This window comes from Amycolatopsis sp. cmx-11-51 (assembly GCF_047608665.1).
Taxonomy (GTDB): Bacteria; Actinomycetota; Actinomycetes; order Mycobacteriales; family Pseudonocardiaceae; genus Amycolatopsis.
Genome location: NZ_JADNQO010000012.1, coordinates 10166 through 32306 on the forward strand (window position 1 = coordinate 10166; position 22141 = coordinate 32306).

Here is a 22141-nt window from a genome sequence, read left to right on the forward strand (position 1 = left end):
TCACCTCGCCCCGTTCAGCCATCGGTCGACCACCCGACCGATCTCCACCGCCGGGCCAGGTCTCATCATGTCCTTATGCGCGCACGCGATGTCGTGGCGGTGGATCTCCCCGGTCACGTGCCGTCGCCACACCTCGGGAGGGCCGGTCTGGTCCGCCGCGGCGGTGAAGAACAGCAAGTCACCTGCGAACAACCCTGGTTCGTGTTTCAGGTTGAGATAGCTGTTGTTGGCACTGACTTCGGCCAGCGCGCCGATCTGCTCTTCACTCAGCAGCGGCAGGTCGGCTTCCGCCGCCAGCGCTTCGGTGAGGTGTCCGAACCTAAGATCCGCGATTTCCTGATCGGACACCTCCTGGCCGAGGAAGTCCATCACGGTCGCGAGCACCTCCTGCTCGCTGACAACCACCCGCACTGGTTCTACCGGGTCTCTGAACGGATAGACGTCCAGCAATGCGAGCAGATCGACCTGCTCACCCTGCTTCTGCAGTTCGACCGCCATCGCGTGCGCGACCATGCCGCCGAAAGACCATCCGAGCAGGTGATAAGGCCCGTTCGGCTGAACTCGGCGGATCTGGTCGAGGTAGTCCGCCGCGGCCTCGTGGACGCTCTCCGGGAGGTGCTGTGCTCCCGCCAAGCCTCGCGACTGCAGCCCGTACACTGGCCGGTCGGCGCCGATGGCAGGCAGTATCGCCGAGTACACCCAGCTGATGCCCGCGCCGGGGTGCACGCAGAACAGTGGCAACGCGGTTCCCTTGCGCCGCAGCGCGAGCAGGACGCCATAGGGCTCGCCCCCCGGGCCGTCTGCCAGTGCCGTCGCGAGTTCGACCGGCGTCGACGCCTCGAACAACGTCTGGATCGTCATCCCGATGCCGAACTCGGCCCGCACCCGGTTCACCAGCCTCATCGCCAGCAGCGAATGTCCGCCGATGTCGAAGAATCCCTCATCCGGTTCGACGTAGTCGACACCAAGCACATCGGCGAACAGCTCGCACAGCCGATCGACCCGATCAGCGTCCGGCGCGTCCCCTGTCGTCAACGCTGGGGACGGTACCTCCGACCGGGTCCGGAGCGTGCCATCCGCCGCACGCCATGCCGTTCTCCCAGTGGGTACAACCGATTGTCCGAAGGGAGTGACCACCGCGTTCTCGCCGTCGCCTGCCTCATACAGTGCGCCGCGCTCATAGGTCGGCAATGGTCGAAGTCCGTCATCGAGAACGTAGTCCGGAGCTCCGGCCAGCGCACGTTCGCGTTCGGCCGCAGTGAGCAGGTCCAGATCGCCGACCGGGCAGTCCGGTTCCCCGTTCACCGCGGTCAGCACGCTGGTCAGTCGTTCGGTGATCGCCACAGCGTTGTCCGGGTCGAACAGGTCGGTGGCGTACCGCAGTGTGCCGAACAAGCCTCCGGCCGGGTCCTGTTCGACTTCGAACGACAGGTCGAACTTGGCCACGTTCAACTCGGTACCCTGTTGCGTCACAGTGAGGCCGGGGATCGACACGTCCAGGTCACCCGCGCCTCCCATGGTCAGCACAACTTGGCAGAGCGGGTGCCTGGCCAGCGAACGCGATGGGTTGAGCACCTCGACGAGCCGTTCGAACGGAATCTCCTGGTTGGCGTACGCCGCCAGGTCGGTCTGCCGGATGTGCGCGAGCAGGTCACGGAAACTCCTGTCTCCGCGTACGTCCGCGCGGAGTACCAAGGTGTTGCCGAACATCCCGATCAGGCCGTCCAGTGCCTCCTCCGTCCGACCGGCTACCGGTGTGCCGATCGTGATGTCGGTGCTGCCGGTGAGCCGGGCCAACGTCACCGCGAGTGCCGCATGGACGACCATGAACATCGTTGTCCCCGATGCCCGTGCGAGTTCGATCAATCCATTGTAGACGTTCGGATCGACGGCGAAGGAGACCCGGCTGCCGCGATAGCTGGACACCGCCGGACGTGCCCGATCGACAGGGAGGTCCAGCTCGTCCGGCAGCCCAGCCAGTTGGCTCGTCCAATACGACATCTGCGCTGCCAGGACACTGTCCGTGTCGTCCTCGGTCCCCAGCAAGGACCGTTGCCACAGTGTGAAGTCCGCGTACTGCACGGCCAACGCCGGCCACTTGGGCGATCCACCGCCGCGCCGGGCTTCGTATGCCGTCGCCAGATCTCGTACCAGCGGGGCGAGCGATTCGCCGTCGGCCGCGATGTGATGCAGCACAAGCAGAAGCACGTGCTCGGTGGCATCGATGGCGAACAGGGTCGCCCGGATCGGTAGATCCACGTCCAGGTTGAAGGGAAGCAGCGCGACCGCCGCGATCTGCCGCTCTACCTCGGCCTCGGCCATCGGCCGGATCGGTAGGGCGAGCTCGACGTGGTCCACGATCGTCTGGCACGGCTCACCCGAGTTCTCCGTAAATCTCGTCCGCAGGGCCTCGTGCTTCGCGACCACGTCATTGAGCGCCGCGCGTAGGGCGTCGATGTCCAAGCCACCGGAGAGCCGTAAGGCCACAGGAATGCTGTAGGTCGCGTTGGCGCCCTCGAACTGGTTGACGAACCACAGCCTTTGCTGTGCGTAGGACAACGGCACGATGTCCGGCCGATCCGACGCCACCAACGCCGGCCGGGCCGAGTCGGTCTCCCCGAGGATGCGGGCCAGTCCAGCGACGGTGGGGTTCTCGAACAGCGCCCGGATCCCGGTTTCGATGTCCATGGTGTTGCGGATGCGGCTGATCAACCTCGTCGCCAGCAGCGAATGACCACCCAGCTCGAAAAACCCATCATCGATCCCCACCGACACAACACCCAAAACCTCGGCGAACAACCCACACAGAATCTCCTCAACCGGCGTACGAGGACCACGATTCGACACCACCACCGAGAAATCCGGCTCCGGCAAAGCCCGCCGATCAACCTTCCCGTTGGCCGTCAACGGCAACTCGTCAACCCGCATGAACAACGACGGCACCATGTACTCCGGCAACAACTCCGCCACACGCCCACGCAACACCGACACATCAAGCACACCATCGCCGACCACATAGCCGACCAACCGCACATCACCAGCACCACGATCATGCGCGATCACCACCACCTGCCCAACACCCTCCACCCCAGCGACCACCGCCTCAATCTCACCCAACTCAATCCGGAAACCCCGAACCTTCACCTGATCATCAGAACGACCAACAAAAACCAGCTCACCACCAGACGACCACCGCACCAAATCCCCCGTGCGATACATCCGCCCACCCGGCACACCAAACGGACACGACACAAACCGCTCCGCCGTCAACCCAAAACGATTCACATACCCACGCGCGACACCCGCACCCGCGATATACAACTCACCCACAACACCAGGCGCCACCGGACGCAACCCACCATCCAGCACAAAAACCCGCGTATTCCCAACAGGACCACCAATCGACACCGGCCCAGCCCCGACAACACCAGCCGTCGACCACACCGTCGTCTCCGTCGGCCCATACACATTCACCACACTCAAAGCCGACACACACAACCGAGACGCCAAACCCCCATCCAACGCCTCACCACCCACCACAACCCGAACACCAGCCAAACAACCCGCATCCACACCCACCACACCCCGCAACAACGACGGCGTCCCCTGCAACACCGTCACCCCATTCCCGCGAATCAAGGCCACCAGCGCCGCGGCATCCGCGACGGCTTCGGCCGGGGCGACCACCACGGTGGCGCCGGTGATCAACGGCAGGTACAGCTCCGTCGCGGCGATGTCGAAGGAGGTCGTGGTCACCGCGAGCAGCCGATCGTCCTCGCTGAGCGCGCTCCAGTCAGCCATGCCCGCGAGGACGTTGGCGAGCCCGCCATGGGTGACCGTCACGCCCTTGGGCCGGCCGGTCGAGCCAGAGGTGTAAATGGTGTAGGCGGCGTCCGTCGGGCCGACCTCTGGGCTCACCGAGAGTCCTTCGTCTCGATCGACCTGGCCGTCGAGAGCCAGGACAGGCAGGGTGATCTCACCGAGTGCTTCGGCGAAGGAGGTTGTGGTCACCAGGAAGGAGGGCGCCGCATCGGCAAGCACGTAGGTGTTGCGCTCCGCGGGATGCTTCACGTCGAGGGGGAGGTAGGCGGCCCCTGCCCGCATCACCGCGAGATGGGCGATGACCACGCGGGAATCACGGGGAAGCGCGACCGCGACGGTGTCACCTCGGCCCACACCGAGACCGGTGAGCCTGCTGGTCAAGGCATCGACCCGCGAGGCGAGTTCGCCGTAGGTCAGCTCCGCGTCGGAGGCCACCACCGCGAGCCGCTGCGGGACCCGCTTCGCTTGGAACTCCAGCAGCTGTGGCACGGTCGCGAAATCATCCGCGCGGCCGGTGTCGTTCCAGTCGACCAGCACACGGTGGGTTTCACTCTCGGACAGCACGGGCAACCGGCTGATCGGCTGATCGGGATCGTTCGCGACCGCGGTGAGCAGCTGGACGAGCCGCTCGGCCAATGCGCTGGCCGTGTCGTGGTCGAAAAGGTCAGAGGCGTACTCGATCTCCCCGGTGATGCCCGCCGGTCCCTCCATCATGTGGACGGTCAGGTCGAACTTCGCTGTCCGGATCGCGGTGTTGTACTGGTCGACGACGAGCCCTGGGATGTCGGCGATGGCACCGTTGTTGTTGTTAACCGTCAGCATCACCTGGAACAGGGGATGCAGGGCCAGCGAACGGGTCGGGTTGATCTCCTCGACGAGCCGCTCGAACGGAACGTCCTGATTGGCGTACGCGGCTAGACAAGTGGCCCGGACCCGGTCGACGAGCTCACGGAAGTCGGGATCAGCGGACACATCGGCCCGCAGGACCAACGTGTTGACGAAGAGTCCGACCAGATCGTCCAGTGCTTCGTCGGTCCGGCCGGCGATGGGCGTGCCGATCGGGATGTCGGTCCCCGCACCGAGCCTGGTCAGCAGTGCGGCCATCGCCGCGTGGACCACCATGAACATCGTGGCACCCGACTGGCGCGCCAGCCTGGTCAGTCCAGAATGGACGTCTGGGGCGATCCGGAATCCTGCCGAGCCACCACGGTACGTGGGCACCGCCGGACGCGGCCGGTCCACCGGCAGGGTCAACTCGTCCGGCAGGCCGGCGAGCCGGTCGCGCCAGTACCGGATCTGCTCAGCGATCGCACTGCCGGACTCGTTCTCGTCACCGAGCAGCTTTCGCTGCCACAGTGTGTAATCCGAGTACTGCACCGGCAGCTCAGGCCAGCTCGGTGCAGTGCGGTTTCGGCGGGCCGCGTACGCCGTGGACAGATCCCTTGCCAGCGGTGCCAACGATCGTCCGTCACCGGCGACGTGGTGCAGGACCAGCACAAGCATGAACCCGGTCGGCGATGTCCGGAGCAGCAGGGCCCGGATCGGCAGGTCCGTGGCCAGCTCGAACGGTTGTGTGACAGCCGCTTCCACCGCGTCCGCCACGTCGGCGGCATCCGTGTCGATCACCGGCAGCTCCACCTTGGCGCCGGCGAGGCCCACGATCTGCTGCTGCGGCAACCCGTTGACCGCGGGCAAGATCGTGCGCAGGCTTTCATGCCTGTCGACCACGTCGGTCAGGGCCATCCGCAACGCGTCGACGTCCAGGTCACCGGACAGCCGCAACACCAGGGGAATGTGGTAAATCGCTGACGGCCCCTCGAGCTGATCGAGGAACCACAGCCTTTGCTGCGCGTAGGACAACGGAATCAGCTCCGGACGTGGCATCGGACGCACGCCGGGGCGTGCGTCAACGCCCGTCTCCAGTGTCGTGGCAAGTCCAGCGACGGTGGGGTTCTCGAACAGCGCCCGGATCCCGGTTTCGATGTCCATGGTGTTGCGGATGCGGCTGATCAACCTCGTCGCCAGCAGCGAATGACCACCCAGCTCGAAAAACCCATCATCGATCCCCACCGACACAACACCCAAAACCTCGGCGAACAACCCACACAGAATCTCCTCAACCGGCGTACGAGGACCACGATTCGACACCACCACCGAGAAATCCGGCTCCGGCAAAGCCCGCCGATCAACCTTCCCGTTGGCCGTCAACGGCAACTCGTCAACCCGCATGAACAACGACGGCACCATGTACTCCGGCAACAACTCCGCCACACGCCCACGCAACACCGACACATCAAGCACACCATCGCCGACCACATAGCCGACCAACCGCACATCACCAGCACCACGATCATGCGCGATCACCACCACCTGCCCAACACCCTCCACCCCAGCGACCACCGCCTCAATCTCACCCAACTCAATCCGGAAACCCCGAACCTTCACCTGATCATCAGAACGACCAACAAAAACCAGCTCACCACCAGACGACCACCGCACCAAATCCCCCGTGCGATACATCCGCCCACCCGGCACACCAAACGGACACGACACAAACCGCTCCGCCGTCAACCCAAAACGATTCACATACCCACGCGCGACACCCGCACCCGCGATATACAACTCACCCACAACACCAGGCGCCACCGGACGCAACCCACCATCCAGCACAAAAACCCGCGTATTCCCAACAGGACCACCAATCGACACCGGCCCAGCCCCGACAACACCAGCCGTCGACCACACCGTCGTCTCCGTCGGCCCATACACATTCACCACACTCAAAGCCGACACACACAACCGAGACGCCAAACCCCCATCCAACGCCTCACCACCCACCACAACCCGAACACCAGCCAAACAACCCGCATCCACACCCACCACACCCCGCAACAACGACGGCGTCCCCTGCAACACCGTCACCCCATTCCCGCGAATCAAGGCCACCAGCGCGGCCGGGTCGCGCACGGTGTCCCGCCCGGCGACGATGAGTTCAGCACCGGCAAGCAACGGTGTGAACAGCTCGAGATTGGCGATGTCGAAGCCGAACGTGGTCACCGCGAGGAATCGATCGTCCTCGGTGATGCCAAGACGGTCATGCATGTCCAGCAACAAATTGGCCAGCGCGGCCACTGGTACGGCAACGCCCTTCGGCCTGCCTGTCGAACCGGACGTGTAGATCACGTAGGCGCAATTGCCGGGCGTCAAGGGGCTGAGCCGGTCCTCATCGACCGGATTGTGACTGTTCATCCCCCTCAAATCGGCCGTGATCGCGTCGAAGGACACGACCGCCGAGGGTTCGGCCGATGCGAATTCGGACACCGTGAGCACAAGCACAGGCTCGGCGTCCTCGATCATGTACGCGATGCGGTCACTGGGGTAGTCCGGATCGATCGGCAGATACGCCGCGCCGGTTTTGAGGACGGCCAGTACGGCGACGACGAGATCCGCCGTGCGCGGCATCATCAGGGCGACAATCTGTTCAGGACCCGCGCCACGGGCGATCAACAGATGCGCCAGGCGATTCGCGCGCTCGTTGAGTTCGCGGTAGGTCAGCGCACCCGATACCGCGACAGCGTCAGGAGTCCGTTCCGCAGTGGCCTCGACAAGCGCCGCCACAGACCACTGTGGATACTCACGGCCCGTGTCATTCGGCACGGTCAGCACACGGTCGAGTTCCCCGGCCGAGATGATCTTCAGCCGTCCGATGGGGACAGTGGGATCAACGGCGGTCTGCGCGAGGATGCCGATCAGCCGGTCCAGCGTGGCGGTAATCCACTCCTCTTCGAACAGGTCGGCACGGAACGCCATCCGCAGCCGCAAGGTTCCCGGTCCCGGCACGATGGACAGCGCGAGTGGATAGTGCGTGCCCTCCCTGCCGGTGACCCCGAGCATGTCCAGTTCCGCCCGGTCACTCTGCTCGGGCGCGGCGGTCAACGGGTAGTTCTCGAAGATCGTCAACGTGTCGAAGAGCTCACCGTGCCCAGCGACCCGCTGGATCTCCGCGAGCCCGAGGTACTGGTGTTCGTCCAACCGCGACTGCTGCTCCTGCATGGCTGTGAGCAGGTTGAGCACACTGTTCGCTGGCTGTGGCCGGGCACGGACGGGCAACGTGTTGATGAACAACCCGACCATGGTCTCGATGCCGGGGAGCACCGGTGGCCGCCCAGATACGGTCGTGCCGAAAACGACATCGTCGCGCTGGGTCAACCAGCCGAGCAGGATCGCCCACGCGCCCTGCACCACGGTGTTCAACGTCAGGCCATGCTGCCGGGCCGCACTGCTCAGAGCGTCGACAGTCGCCGGGTCGAGGTCGACCGTGACCTCTCCGGGAGCCGGCTCGTGCCAACGCTTCTCCGGCGTCGTGAGCAGAGTTGGCTCGGACAGCCCGGAAAGCACGTTCCGCCAAGCCTGTTCCGCCGCACCCTGGTCCTGCCCCGACAACCACTCCAGATAGTCGCGGTATGGCGTCGCCGCGGGCAGAGCGTCCGGTCCTTCGGTGTAGAGCGTGAACAGGTCGCGTACCAGCACCGGAGTGGACCACCCGTCCACGAGGATGTGGTGTGCGGTGAACGCCAGCCGATGGCGGTCCGTCCGGGTCCGGATCACGGTGAATCGGAACAACGGCGGGCGCGTAAGGTCGAATGGCCGCGTCCGCTCCTCGGTCAGCGACTGGGCCAGCTCGACTTCGTCGGACGCTTCGAGTTCGACGATCTCAGCGGTGTCCACAGCCGGGACGAACTGAACCGGGCGGTCGAGGCCGTCGAGCCAGAACCCGGCGTTGAGGTTGCCATACCGGTCGGCCAGTGCCCGCACGGCGGTTCGCAATCGCCGCGTATCCAAAGGGCCTTCGAGGTCAAAGACCATTTGCACGACGTATGGATCTACTGTGGACTCGTCGAACCGAGCGTGGAACAACAGCCCTTCCTGCAGCGGAGAAAGAGGCAGGACGTCCGCGAGCGGGCCACGAGCCGCTTCGAGCAGATCGAGCTGGCGCTGGTCGAGCGCGACGAGAGGCACGTCGGAGGGAGTCAGCCCACCGGCCATCCCGCTGTCGGCGTGCCGGGCCAGCGCAATCAACGCGACCCGCCACAGTTCAATCAGATCGTCGACCTGGTTCGCAGACATCAGCTCAGCCGGCCACGACACAGTCAGGGTCAGCTCGTCGCCTGCGACCGCCGACGCCTCGATCGCATGTGCGACAGGCATATCGTGGTCCGCGCTGCCACCGATGCCGGTGAGTTCCGCCGCGGGCATCCAGTCCGATCCGGTCGCACCGGTCGCACCGCCGAACCGGCCAAGGTAGTTGAACCCGATCTGTGGCGCGGGCAGCGGACGCAGCTCAGCCGCGGTGCGCTGGTTCAGATAGCGCAGCAGCCCGTATCCGAGACCCTTGTCGGGCACGGCCCTGAGCTGTTCCTTGATCCGCTTGACCGCGTCGCCCGCGGCCTTGCCACCGGCGAGCACGTCGTCCCAGTCGAGCTCACCGTGGTCGAGGCTGAGCGGGAAGACGCTGGTGAACCAGCCGACCGTGCGGGAGAGATCGACGCCGTCGGTCTCTTCGCGGCCATGCCCCTCCAGATCCACGAGGATCGCGTGGCCGTCGGTCGGCTGCCATTCCTGCCAACGGTTGACCGCGAGGCAGAGCCCGGTGAGCAGAACTTCACCGGGGTTCGCGAGCAATGCCGTGGTCAGGCGGGTGAGCAGCGCGTCCGCGTGCTGCGCCGACAACGTTACTGACCGGGTCACCGTCTTGCCGAGCACGTCGTTGGCCGGGTCGAGGGCACGACCGCCGAGCGGTGCACCGGCTCCGCGGAACATCGACTGCCAGAACGGCAGTTCTCGCTGTCGGCTCTCGGCCTGCGCCTCGGTCATCAGCTGCCTTGCCCAGGCACGGAAGGAGGTGCCGACCGGCTGCAGCGAGGGCGATTCGGAGTCGGCTGCTACGAGGTCGGGCAGCAGGACCCGCCAGGAAACCGCGTCGACCGCCAAGTGGTGTACCACGAGCAACACCCGTCCCTGACGGTCTGCGCCGGCGTCGAAGTGCAACGCCCGCACCATCTTCGCGGTCGCCGGATCCAGACCGGCACCGGCGTCGCGTATCCCGTCGGCGATGGCCGTGTGTTGCGTGGCATCATCCAGGCCGCTGATATCAATGGTCAGGACGCGGTCGCGGGCAGGCACGGCCCCGCGCGGCAGGACTTCCATCTGTCCTCCGTCGAGCACGCGCAGCCGCAGTGCGTCGTGGTGGTCGAGCAATGCCTGCACGACGCGGGTCAACCGATCCGGCGTCAGCCCGGCCGGGGCGGTTACCAACATGGCCTGGTTCAGGCCTTCGATCGGACCACCGCGTTCGGCGAACCAGCGCATGATCGGGGTCGCGGGCAGTTCACCGACCGCGTCATCGGCCCCTGAGCGCACCGCCTTCGTCGCCGAGCGGGCGCGAAGTGCCAGTGCGCCAACGTTCTTGTACTGGAACACCTCACGCGGGGTGAAGACCAGCCCTGCGCCTCGGGCGCGGGCCACCAGCTGAATCGAGGTGATGCTGTCGCCGCCCAGCCGGAAGAAGTCGTCGTCGGCGCCCACTGACGGAAGGTCGAGCACCTCGGCGAACAACCGCGCCAGCGTTTCCTCGGCCGGTGTCCCCGGTGCCCGGCCACGCCGGCCGGGCACCGCAGGCGCGGGCAAGGCACGACGATCGAGCTTTCCATTGGAGGTCAAGGGAAGCGTTTTCAACACCACGAATCCGGCAGGCACCATGTAGTCCGGTAGGCGCGCACCGACGTGGGCTTGAAGCTCGACTTCGTCCGGGGCCGTTTCCCCAGCGGGTACAACGTACGCGACCAGTTGCCGCCGTCCCGGCCGGTCTTCGCGCACCATGACCGCGGCCCGCACGACCCCCGGGTGCTCGCACACCACGGCCTCGATCTCGCCTGGCTCGAGACGGAACCCGCGGATCTTCACCTGGTCGTCCGCGCGGCCGCTGAATTCGAGGGTGCCGTCCGGCCGCCACTTGGCGAGGTCACCACTGCGGTACAGCCGTGCGCCCGGCTCCCCGAACGGATCGGCAATGAACCGCTCCGCGGTTCCGCCCGGTCGACGGAGGTAGCCACGGGCCAGCCCTGGGCCGGCCGCGTAGAGTTCTCCGACGACACCGGCCGGAACCGGCCGCAGTGCCGCGTCCAGCACGTAGACCCGGGCGCCCGCGATGGGCCTGCCGATCGGCACCGGTCCACGGGTACCCGGCTCGCACGGGTGATATGTGACATCCACAGTGGACTCGGTCGGGCCGTAGGCGTTGACCATCAGCCGGTCGCGCGACCAGAACTCGATCACCTCCGGTGCACAGGTCTCGGCTCCGGTGATCAGCACTTCGAGGTCGGGCAGGGCGACCTTCGGCACACTGGCCAGCACGGAGGGCGGAATGTGTACGTGGGTGATCCGCAGGTCCGCCAGCAGCCGCGCCAGCTCCTCGCCTGCGGTGGTCCGCGTGGGCACGACAAGGGACGCGCCGGACAACAACGCCAGGCACAGCTCAGCTACCGAGACGTCGAAGCTCGGCGATACGAACTGAAGGACCCGGCTTTCCTCGGTGATCCGGTATCCGGCCCGCTGGTTGGCAGAGAAGGTGGCAAGTCCCTTGTGCGTCACCGAGACGCCCTTGGGACGGCCGGTGGATCCGGACGTGTAGATGACGTAAGCGGTGTTGGTCACGCTCAACGGCGTGCCCCGGTCGTCATCCGTCACATCGGTGGCGGGCAGGTCCGCGGACCTTGGTTCGTGGACGTCGACGCGGGCGATCAAAGTGGGCGGCATGTCCGCCATGGTGTCCTCGTCGGTCACCAGGCAGGACGGATCGGCGTCGCCGAGGATGAACTCCAGCCGTGCCGATGGGTACGCCGGGTCAAGCGGTAGATATGCCGCGCCGGTCTTGAGCACCGCGAGTATGGCGACCACCAGATCCGCCGACCGCGGCAACGCGACGGCGACGATGTCCTCCGGGCCGATTCCCTTGCCGATCAACCTGCGCGCCAACCGGTTCGCGGCAGTGTTGAGGTCCGAATAGGACAAGGTGGCGGCACCGGACTCGACGGCTAGACGGTCCGGCGTACGGGCGACCTGGCGTTCGAACAACTCCGGCCAGGTCACCGGCGCCACGCTGGTCGCGGTGTCGTTCCATTCGACGACGATCCGGTGATGCTCGTCCGGTGCCAGTCCGCCGATCCGGCCGATCGGGGCGTGGGGATCCGCGACCACGCGTGCCAGCAGTCCGGCCAGGCTCTCGGCGAAGGACGAGACTTCGGCGCCATCGAAGATGTCCGGTCGGTAGCCGAGTCGCAGTCGCAGGCGCGGTCCTGGAGTCACGGCAAGGCCCAGCGGGTAGTGCATGGCGTCGTGCCCGCTCATGCCGGTGACGGCTACATCGGCGGGCCCCGTGTCCCCGGCCAGCTCGATCGCGTCCACCGGGTAGTTCTCGAACACGGTGAGCGTGTCGAACAGTTCGCCGACACCGATCGCCCGCTGGATGTCGCTCAGTCCGACGTGCTGATGCTCAGCCAGCGCCGACTGCCTGTCCTGCACTTGCTTGAGCAGATCCAGCAACGACAGTGCCGGATCGAGGCGGACCCGCATCGGCACGGTGTTGATGAAGAATCCGACCATCGTCTCGATCCCGGGGATCTGGCCGGACCGGCCGGACACCGTGGTGCCGAACACCACGTCCGAGCGGCCGGTGAGCTTGCCGAGCAGCAGTGCCCACCCCGTCTGCACCACCGTGTTCATCGTCAGGCCGTTGGCCCTGGTGAACGCGGTGAGCGCGCTGGTCAGCTCGTCCGGCAGCTCGGCCGTGACTTCGGCGGGGGTGACCGGATCGCCGTGACCGCTGCCTGCCACCAGGGTCGGCTCGTCCACACCGGACAGTTCGGATCGCCACGCCCGCTCGGACGCCGTCCGGTCCCGTGCGGCCAGCCAGGTCAGATACCCCTGATAGGCCGGTGGTGCGGCGAGCCGGGCCTGCTCGCCTTCCAGGTACAGCGTGAACAACTCGCCGACCAGCAGCGGCATCGACCAGCCGTCCATCACCAGGTGATGGTTGGTCAGCACGAACCGGTGGTCGCCGGGCCCGCAATGGATCAGAGTGAACCGCATCAGTGGCGGCCGGGCCACGTCGAACCGGCGCGACCGGTCGGCTTCGAGCAACCGCGTCAGCTCCGCGGCCCTCTTGTCCGTATCGAGACCGGTGAGGTCGATCTCCTCCCACGGCACCCGGACCTCGCGGTGGATGACCTGCACCGGCTCGCCCGACTTGCGGTGCCGGAAGGACGCACGCAGCGCGGCATGCCGTCGCAGCATGGTCGCCGCAGCCGAGCGCAGCCGCTCGGTGTCGACCGTCCCGCTCAGGTCGAAGACGAGCTGGGCCGTGTAGACGTCCGTGCCATGTTCGTCGTATAGAGCGTGGAACAGTAGGCCTTCCTGCAATGGCGACAGCGGCCTGATGTCGTCGACCCGTGAGCGGCTCACGTTGATGCACCCCATTCAGCGTCCCGCTCGTCGTCCGCGAGCAGATCCTCGAACTCGTCGATCTCTTCCTGGCTGAGCGAGTCCACGGACAGGTCCGACGGCGAGAGCCCGCCCACCCCCGGCAGGCCTGCCAGTGCGGCCAATGCGGTCAGCTCGCTGAACACCAGCTCGGCCAAGGCACGCACCTCAGCCTCGGTGAACAGCTCGCTCGCCCACGACCAGGTTGCCGCCAAGACCGGCCCGTCCGGTCCGTCCTCGGTCATCGCGTTGACCTCCAACGGATACGGGACGGGCAGATCGGCGTTGGCGCCACCGCCCGGACCATCCACTTCGCCCGGATCGGTGTCCGTTCCGGGCTCCTCGACGCTGAACCGGCCGAGGTAGTTGAAGCCGATCTGCGGGGAGGGCAGTGCCGCGAGCACACCGGCGGTGTCGTCGTTCAAGTACCGCAACAGGCCAAAACCGATGCCGTTGTCCGGCAGCTCTCGCAGGTTTTCCTTCACCCGCTTGAGCGCCGCGGCGCGGTCATCCGTCGTTCCCGGATCGAGCGCGACCGGGAAGACGCTGGTGAACCAGCCGACCGTGCGCGTACTGTCCAGCCCCGCGCCGATTTCCTCACGGCCGTGGCCTTCCAACGCGATCAGCACCGCGGAGGCATTCCTGCGGCGCCACTGCCGGACAGCCAGCGCCAACGCGGTCAGCAGGACGTCGTTGACACCCGCGTTGAACGCGGCCGGAACCGTGGTCAAGACGGGACCGGTCGTCTCCACTGGCAGCCGGAGCCGCAGGTGGCGGGCGGTACTGTGCACGTCCTTCGCCGGGTTGAGCGGCCGTCGGGTCAGCGCGGGGTCCGGCGTTCGCAGGATACGAGTCCACAGGTCGAGTTCGTCTGCTCGTGCCGGTTCGTTCGCCGCACGGACCAATTCACGCGCCCACCTTCGGAACGACGTCACCGCTGGTGCCAGCGCGGCAGGCCCCTTCTCCAATGCGGTCAGCAGGTCCGGCAACAGGATTCGCCACGACACACCGTCCACCGCGAAATGGTGGGCCATGAACAGCAGCCGGCCGGTGCGTTCACTGCCCGCGTCGAACCAGACGAACCGCACGCACACGCCGTCCTCTGGCGCCAGCGCACGCTGCGCGGAGGCGAAGTGAGTGGCGAACAGGGCTGCCGCTTCACCGTCCTGGATGCCACGGACGTCAACGTGTTCGAGCACGTCCTCCGCGCGGACGGTGCCGCGTGGCTCGACCTGCAGCGACCATTGTCCGCCGGCGCGGTTCAGCCTCATCCGCAGCGCGTCGTGGCAGTCCAGCACCGCTTGCAAGGCTTCGACGAGCCGCGTCTCGTTCAGTCCCGCGGGCAGTTCGACCGGCATCGCCTGGTTGAGCTGGTCGACCGGGCCGCCCCGCTGCCTCAGCCAGTGCACGATCGGCGTGAGCGGCACGTCGCCGACGCCGTCGTCCGCGACCTCCACGGAGACGACCGGTCTCGCGATCGCGGCGAGAGCGGCCGGTGTCGGATTCTGGAACACTTCACGCGGGGTGAACTCCAGCCCGGCCTCCCTGGCCCGGCTGACCAGTTGGATCGACACGATGCTGTCCCCGCCGAGTTCGAAGAAGCCGTCATCCGGCCCGACCTTGTCGAGCCCGATGACCCCGGCGAACAGCGCGCACATCACCTCTTCGGTCGGCGTGCGGGGGACCTGGTCACCCACCTTCGCGGCGAAGTCGATCGCGGGCAGACGCTTGCGGTCCACCTTCCCGATCGACTTGAGCGGCAGGGCGTCCAGTACGACGAGGGTCGTGGGCACCATGTAGTCCGGCAGCCGTCCACGCAGGTAGTCGCGGATCAGATCGGTGTCCTCCGCCGCACTGTCCTCGGCGACGTAATAACCGACGAGGTGTTTGCCGCCGCGCTGATCCATGTGCACGGTCACCGCCACCCCACCGACGCCTGGATGGTCGGCGAGGATGTACTCGATCTCGGCGAGTTCGATCCGGAACCCGCGGATCTTGACCTGGTCGTCCGCCCTGCCCACGAAACTCAAGTCGCCACGCGCGCTCCACCTGACCACGTCACCGGTCCGGTACATCCGGCTGCCCGCCTGCCCGAACGGGTCGGCGACGAACCGCTCGGCGCTCAGCGCGGGGTGGTTCAGGTATCCCCGGGCGAGCCTGGTGCCTGCGACGTACAGCTCCCCTTGCGCGCCAAGAGGAACCGGCCGCAGCGCGGCATCGAGGACGTAGATACGGGTGTTGTCCATCGGTTGGCCCAACGAGGGTCGTGCCAGGTTCGCCTCGACCGTCATCTGTGCGTACGAGCAGAACACCGTGGTTTCGGTCGGGCCATAGACGTGCACGAGGTTCGTCTCGGGACACCGCTGGAGAATCCGGCTCATGGCCGCCGGTGACCCGGCCTCACCACCGGTCCAGATCTCACGCAACGGCGCCAACTGCTCGGGCGCGTCCAGTGCCAGCAAGTTGAACAGGGCGGTAGTGAAGTACGCCCCGGTCACGTCGTGCTCACGGACGAGTTCGCCGATGCGTTTGGCGTCGAGCTGTTCCGCGGGAGCCAGGACCACGGTGCCGCCGCTGAGCAGCGGCACCCACCATTCGTAGGTTACCGCGTCGAAGGTGTGCGTGGAATGCGCGAGCACGCGCCGATGGCGGCCGCTCGGCCAGCACTGATCGAGCGCCAGGTCGGAGACATTCCGGTGGGTGATGGCCACGCCCTTCGGCACGCCGCTGGAACCCGACGTGTACATGACGTACGCGAGCTGGTCGGGGTGCACCACGATCCGCGGCGCTTCCCCGACGGCGTCCGCTGCCGGTTCAACGTCCACAACGACCATCGGCAGGTCGAGCACGGGCAACTGATCCAACGATGCTTCGTCGGTGAGTATGGCGACCGCGCCGACCTCGGCCAGGACACGCTCGAACCTTGCGTCCGGCCGCGCAGCGTCGAATGGCACGTACACGGCGCCTGTCTTGAGCACTGCCAGTACCGACACGATCAGGTCGGCCGACCTTCTCTGGTACAGCGCGACCCTGTCCTCCGGCCGGATACCGAGTTCGCTCAGCTTGCGCGCCAACCGGTTCGCCTGGCCGTCAAGCTCCAGATAGGACAGGGTGACCGCCGGCGAGACCAGCGCAGGCTCGTCCGGAGTCCGGCGTACCTGTGCTTCGAACAATTCGGGCAGGCTCGCCGACACGGGTGTACCCGGCTTGCCTTGCCAGTGCACGAACAGCTGTTCCCGCTCGGCAGGAGCCAGCACGTCCAGCTCGCTGATCGACCTGCCGGGTTCGGCGACAGCGGCGTCGATCAGCCGGACCAGCCTCGACGCGAACAGCTCGACAGTCTCCCGGTCGAACAACGCGGTGGCGTACTCGACGACACCGTCGAGTCCTCCGTCCGCACCGTCCTCGGCAAGGCTGACCATCAGGTCGAACTTGGCGACTCCGACGTCCGCCGGGTGCGGGGCGACCATCAGCCCCGGCAGGTCGAGCACGGCTTCCGCGTTGTTCTGCAGATCCAGCATCACCTGGAACAACGGGTGCCGCGACAGCGACCGGTCCGGGTTGAGTGCCTCCACCAGCCGTTCGAACGGAACGTCCTGATGCGCGTACGCGGCGAGGTCGGTCTCGCGGACCCGGTCGAGCAACGCTCGGAACGTCGGGTCGCCGCTGGTATCCGCCCGCAGCACCAGTGTGTTGACGAAGAATCCGACGAGGTCGTTGAGCGCGTCCTCGGTCCGGCCGGCGATACCGCCACCGATCGGGACGTCGGTCCCGGCACCCATCCTGGTCAGCAGCGTCGCCAACGCCGCGTGCAACACCATGAACAGGCTGCAGTGCGTTTCCCTTGCGAGCGCAACCAGTTTGCGATGCGTTCCAGCGTCCAGCCGCAATGGCACGGTACCACCACGAAAGTCGCTCACCGCGGGGCGCGGCCGGTCGGTCGGCAGGCTCACCTCTTCCGGCAGGGCGTCGAGCTGCTCACGCCAATACCGCACCTGGCGCGCCAACGGGCTGTCCGGGTCGTCCTCCTCACCCAGCGCTGTTCGTTGCCACAGCGCATAGTCCGCGTACTGCACCGGCAATTCTGTCCATTGTGGAGCTTCTCCGCGACAACGCGCGATATAAGCCTCGCTGACGTCACGGGCCAGCGGAGCCAGCGACCAGCCATCGCCCGCGATGTGGTGCATGACCACCTGAAGCACGTTGTCGTCCGGTGCCAAGGCGAACAGCGTGACCCGCAGAGGCAGTTGCGTGGACAGATCGAAGCCTTGCCGCGCCGTGACGGCGAGGGCCGTCTCAAGATCATCCGCTGCCACCACGGTCACCTCGGGTATCGCGGAACCTGGATCGAGGATCACCTGGTACGGCACGCCGTCGATCTCGTGGAAGACCGTTCGGAGCGCCTCTTGCCTGGCGACCACGTCGGCAAGTGCCTGCCGCAGCACGGCGACGTCGAATCGACCGGTCAACCTGAGGGTGAGCGGGATGTTGTAAGTGGCGCTCGGACCGCTGAGCCGCTCAAGGAACCACAGCCGCCGTTGCGCGTAGGACAAGGGAATGTGTTCCGGTCGTGCGACTCGCCGGACGCCACTCCTGGCGCCCGCCGCTGTCCGCACCACCTCGACCAGGTCTGCCACGGTGGGGAACTCGAACAAGGCCCGGATCCCCAGCTCTACACCGAAAACCGAGCGGATCCGGCTGATCAGCCGGGTGGCCAACAGGGAGTGCCCGCCGAGGACGAAGAAGTTGTCCTCGACGCCGACCTCGGCGAGGCCGAGTACTTCGGCGAACAGCCCGCACAGCAGTTCCTCGTGTGGCGTCCGCGGCGCCCGACCGGTGGAGAGCGTGCCCAGATCCGGTTCAGGCAGCGCTCCGCGGTCAAGCTTGCCGTTGGCGGTCAGCGGCAGCCGTTCGAGAACCACGAATGCGGCCGGGACCATGTAGTCCGGCAGCCAACGGCCGAGGTAGGACGGCAGCGAACCGAGCAGCGCACCGATGTCCCGTGAGTCAGCCGGACGGTTGGCGTAGGTCGCCAGCGGCGCATCGATCTTCCCGGCAGGCCGGTACGCGACGCCGCTGTCTTCGCTGTCTTCGCTGGTGAAGACCACGTCGAAGCCGCTGTCGGTGGTGCTTGACCACGTGACCGCGATCCGCAGGTCGAACCTCGCCGCGAGTTCGGCCAGTTCCTCGGGATCGACCGCCGCCGTCCCTTCCAGCCGATGCAGGACCACGGCCAGTCCCTCACCGGCGTCCAACGCCCGCATCGCGCCCAGTTCGCCCGCCGTCCTGGCATTGGGCACACCGGTCAACCGCAGACGCCCGTCGCGTCGCTCCAAGTGCGACACCAACTCTTCGAATCCTGCTACGTCCTCGCCCCAACGCAGCACAGTTCCGCCGTCCTGTTCGCTGACGGCCGGGGCCTTGCGCAGGAAGACGTCATAGCGGTACCGGTTCAGCTCGTTGTGCCAACGGCCCCGCTTGATCCGTAGATCCACCGCGTCGATGCCCGGTACGGCCTGACCGAATGCGGCGAAGAAGTCTGGGTCGAGCAGGAGCTCCTTCTCCATCAGCATGTCGTGTTCAATGGCACGGCGCAGCTCCGCCGCGGCCGTGTCCGCGTTCGCTTGACGCAACCGGGTCGCGGTGATGAAGCACCTGTGCAGCCTCAGGTTCCGTACGTCACCGATGAATACCGCTCCGCCGGGCGCAAGCAGATCCATCGCCTGCCGAAGGACGTTCGCCAGATACCCGGCGTCCGGGAAGTACTGGACGACGGAGTTCAAAACGACGATGTCGAACCGGCCGGCGGGTAACCCTTCGATGTCGTGCGCCGGCCGTGCCATCAGCCGGACGCGATCGGCGATAGCAGGCTGGGCCTCCAGTTGCCGACGCAGCGCCTCGATCACGGTCGGCGAGAGGTCCGTAGCCCAGTACTCGTCCGTGTGTGGCGCGATCTTGGCCATCAGCAGACCGGAACCGACACCGATCTCGAGCACGCGCCGCGGCCGTACGCTGAGGATCCGGTCCACGGTCGCGTCCCGCCATTCCCGCATCTCGTCAAGCGGGATCGGCGCGCCGGTGTAGCTACTGTTCCAGCCGCTGAAGTTCTCGCCGAACGGCACGTCCTGCGCGCCGCTGTACAGCGAGTCGTAGATCTGCTGCCACTCTTCGAGCTGGTCGGTGGCGTCCGCGCCTGGCACTCGGTCCCTTGCCGCGGCAGGTAGGACGTAGCCGACCAACCGCCGGTCTCCTGGCTGGTCCTCGCGCACGATCACCGCGGCCTGGGCGACGTCGGGGTGTTCAGACAGGACGGCCTCGATTTCGCCGGGTTCGATCCGGAAACCACGGACCTTCACCTGCTCATCAGCACGACCCGCGAACTCCAGCTCACCAGCATCATTCCACCGAGCCAGATCACCCGTGCGATACATCCGCTCACCAACACCACCGAACGGATCCGCCACAAACCGCTCCGCGGTCAAACCCGGCCGACCCAGATAACCACGAGCGACACCAGGCCCCGCCACATACAACTCCCCCACCACACCAGGCGGAACCGGCAACAACCCCCCACCCAACACATAAACCCGCAAATCCGGCAACGCCCGACCAACCACACTACGAGACAAACCATTCACGAAATCCCGGGTCAGCCGGTGTGCGGTGACATGCACCGTCGTCTCGGTGATCCCGTACATATTCACCAACGCGGGCGCGTCATCCGGATGCCGCTCAAACCAGCCCGACAACCGAGCAGGCTCCAGCGCCTCACCACCAAAAATCACCCACCGCAACGACAAAACACCCGCAGAATCAACATCCGCCAACTGATAGAACGCCGACGGCGTCTGATTCAACACCGTCACCCGCTCCTGAACCAGCAAATCACGGAACCTCTCCGGCGAACGACTCACCAAATAAGGAACCACCACCAAACGACCACCCGACAACAACGCACCCCAGATCTCCCACACCGAGAAATCAAACGCATACGAATGGAACAACGTCCACACATCATCCGCACCAAACCCGAACATAGACCCAGTCGTCTCAAACAACCGAACCACATTCCGATGCGACACCACCACACCCTTAGGCACACCAGTAGACCCAGACGTATAAATCACATACGCCGCATGCTCGTCCCGCACAGCACGAACCACATCCGCCGACACCGCAATCTCAGCAGCGTCCACCAGAATCGTCGGCAACCCACCGATATCCGGCAAACCAGCGGCCACAACAGACGTCGTCACCATCAACACCGGATCAGCATCAGCAAGCATGAACGCAACCCGATCCACCGGATACTCCGGATCAACCGGCAAATACGCCGCACCAGCCTTCACCACCGCCACCACAGCAACAACCAACTCACACCCACGCGGCAACGCCAGCGCGACAACCTTCTCCGGCCCAGCACCACCCACCACCAACCGAGACGCCAGCCCATTCGCCCTGGCATCCAGTTCGGCATACGTCAAAGACTCGTCCCCGAACACCACCGCAACCGCATCAGGACAACGCCCCACCCAAGCCTCAAACAACTCCGGCAAACACGCACCAACACCCCGCGAACCATCCGCGCTCCCCGGCAACACCAACACACGCTCAACCACAGACAAAATCTCAAACCGGCTAACCCGCACATCCGGCCCAACCACCACCGCACCCAACAACCGCACCAACCGCTCAACCAAAACAACAACAGAACCACGATCAAACAAATCAGTACTGAATTCGACGAAACCCTCGATACCGCTCGGCTCACCGTCGTCGGCGTGACTCTCGCCAAGGGTGAACAACAAATCGAACTTCGCGGCACCGGCGGCGGCGAACTCCGGAGAGACGTCAAGACCTGGCAGCCGCGGTACTGCTTCCGGCAGGTTCTGGAACGCGATGACGGTCTGCACGAGGGGATGACGTGCCGGCGATCGTCGTGGGTTGAGCACCTCCACGAGCCGCTCGAACGGCACATCCTGCCGCGCGAACGCGGCTAGATCGGTCTCCCGCACCCGGCCGAGCAACTCACGGAAACTCGGATCACCCGACACATCGGTCCGCAACACCAACGTGTTCACGAAGAACCCGACCAGATCATCCAACGCCTCGTCGGTACGCCCGGCGATCGGCGTCCCGATCGGGATGTCCGAACCCGCACCGAGTCGCGACAGCAACGCCGCCAACGCCGCCTGCACGACCATGAACTCCGTGACCTGGCTCTCCCTGGCCAGCTCCGCTATCTGCTTGTGCAGTGCGGCAGGCAGGTGGATGGGAAGTGTCTCGCCGCGGTTGCTCGCGATCGCGGGTCGTGGCCGGTCGGTCGGCAGGTTTAGTTCCGCGGGCAGATCCCGTAGTGCGGTCAGCCAATAGTCGAGCTGCTGTGCGACGGCACTGTCGGGATCGTCCTCGTCGCCGAGCAGTTCCCGCTGCCACAACGTGTAGTCCACATACTGCACCGGCAGCGTCGTCCATTGTGGAGCGGAGTCGGCCGCCCGCGCCGCATACGCGGTCGCCAGATCGCGAGCCAAGGGCGCCAAAGACCACCCGTCGCCGGCGATATGATGCACGACAGCCAGCAACACGAACTCGTCCGGATCGACTCGGAACAGCCACATTCGGATCGGCAGCCCACCCGCCAGATCGAACGACTCACGGGCAGCCGATTCCACGGCGGCCCGGACACCAGCCGGGTCGATGTCCACGACGGACACCTCAATGACAGCGGCAGCTGAGTCGAGCACCTGCTGTCGCGGAACTCCGCCCACGGCGGGGAACACCG

The 22141-nt window shown here is 66.0% G+C and carries 2 protein-coding genes (1 of these 2 only partly in view); both read right to left on the bottom strand.

What is annotated here, in order from left to right; genetic code table 11:
- Positions 1 to 13341: an amino acid adenylation domain-containing protein gene (locus ACM6LU_RS30270; protein WP_414941211.1), complete on the bottom strand. Its 13341-nt coding sequence runs from the start codon at positions 13339 to 13341 to the stop codon at positions 1 to 3.
- A protein-coding gene (locus ACM6LU_RS30275) for a non-ribosomal peptide synthase/polyketide synthase (RefSeq protein WP_414941212.1) crosses the window boundary here: on the bottom strand, positions 13338 to 22141 show its end. The gene runs 17170 nt beyond the window's last position; the window shows 8804 of its 25974 coding nt (coding positions 17171-25974); its start codon lies off the right edge, out of view — the gene reads right to left on this strand; it ends in the stop codon at positions 13338 to 13340. Before ACM6LU_RS30275 ends, ACM6LU_RS30270 begins: the two co-directional genes overlap by 4 nt.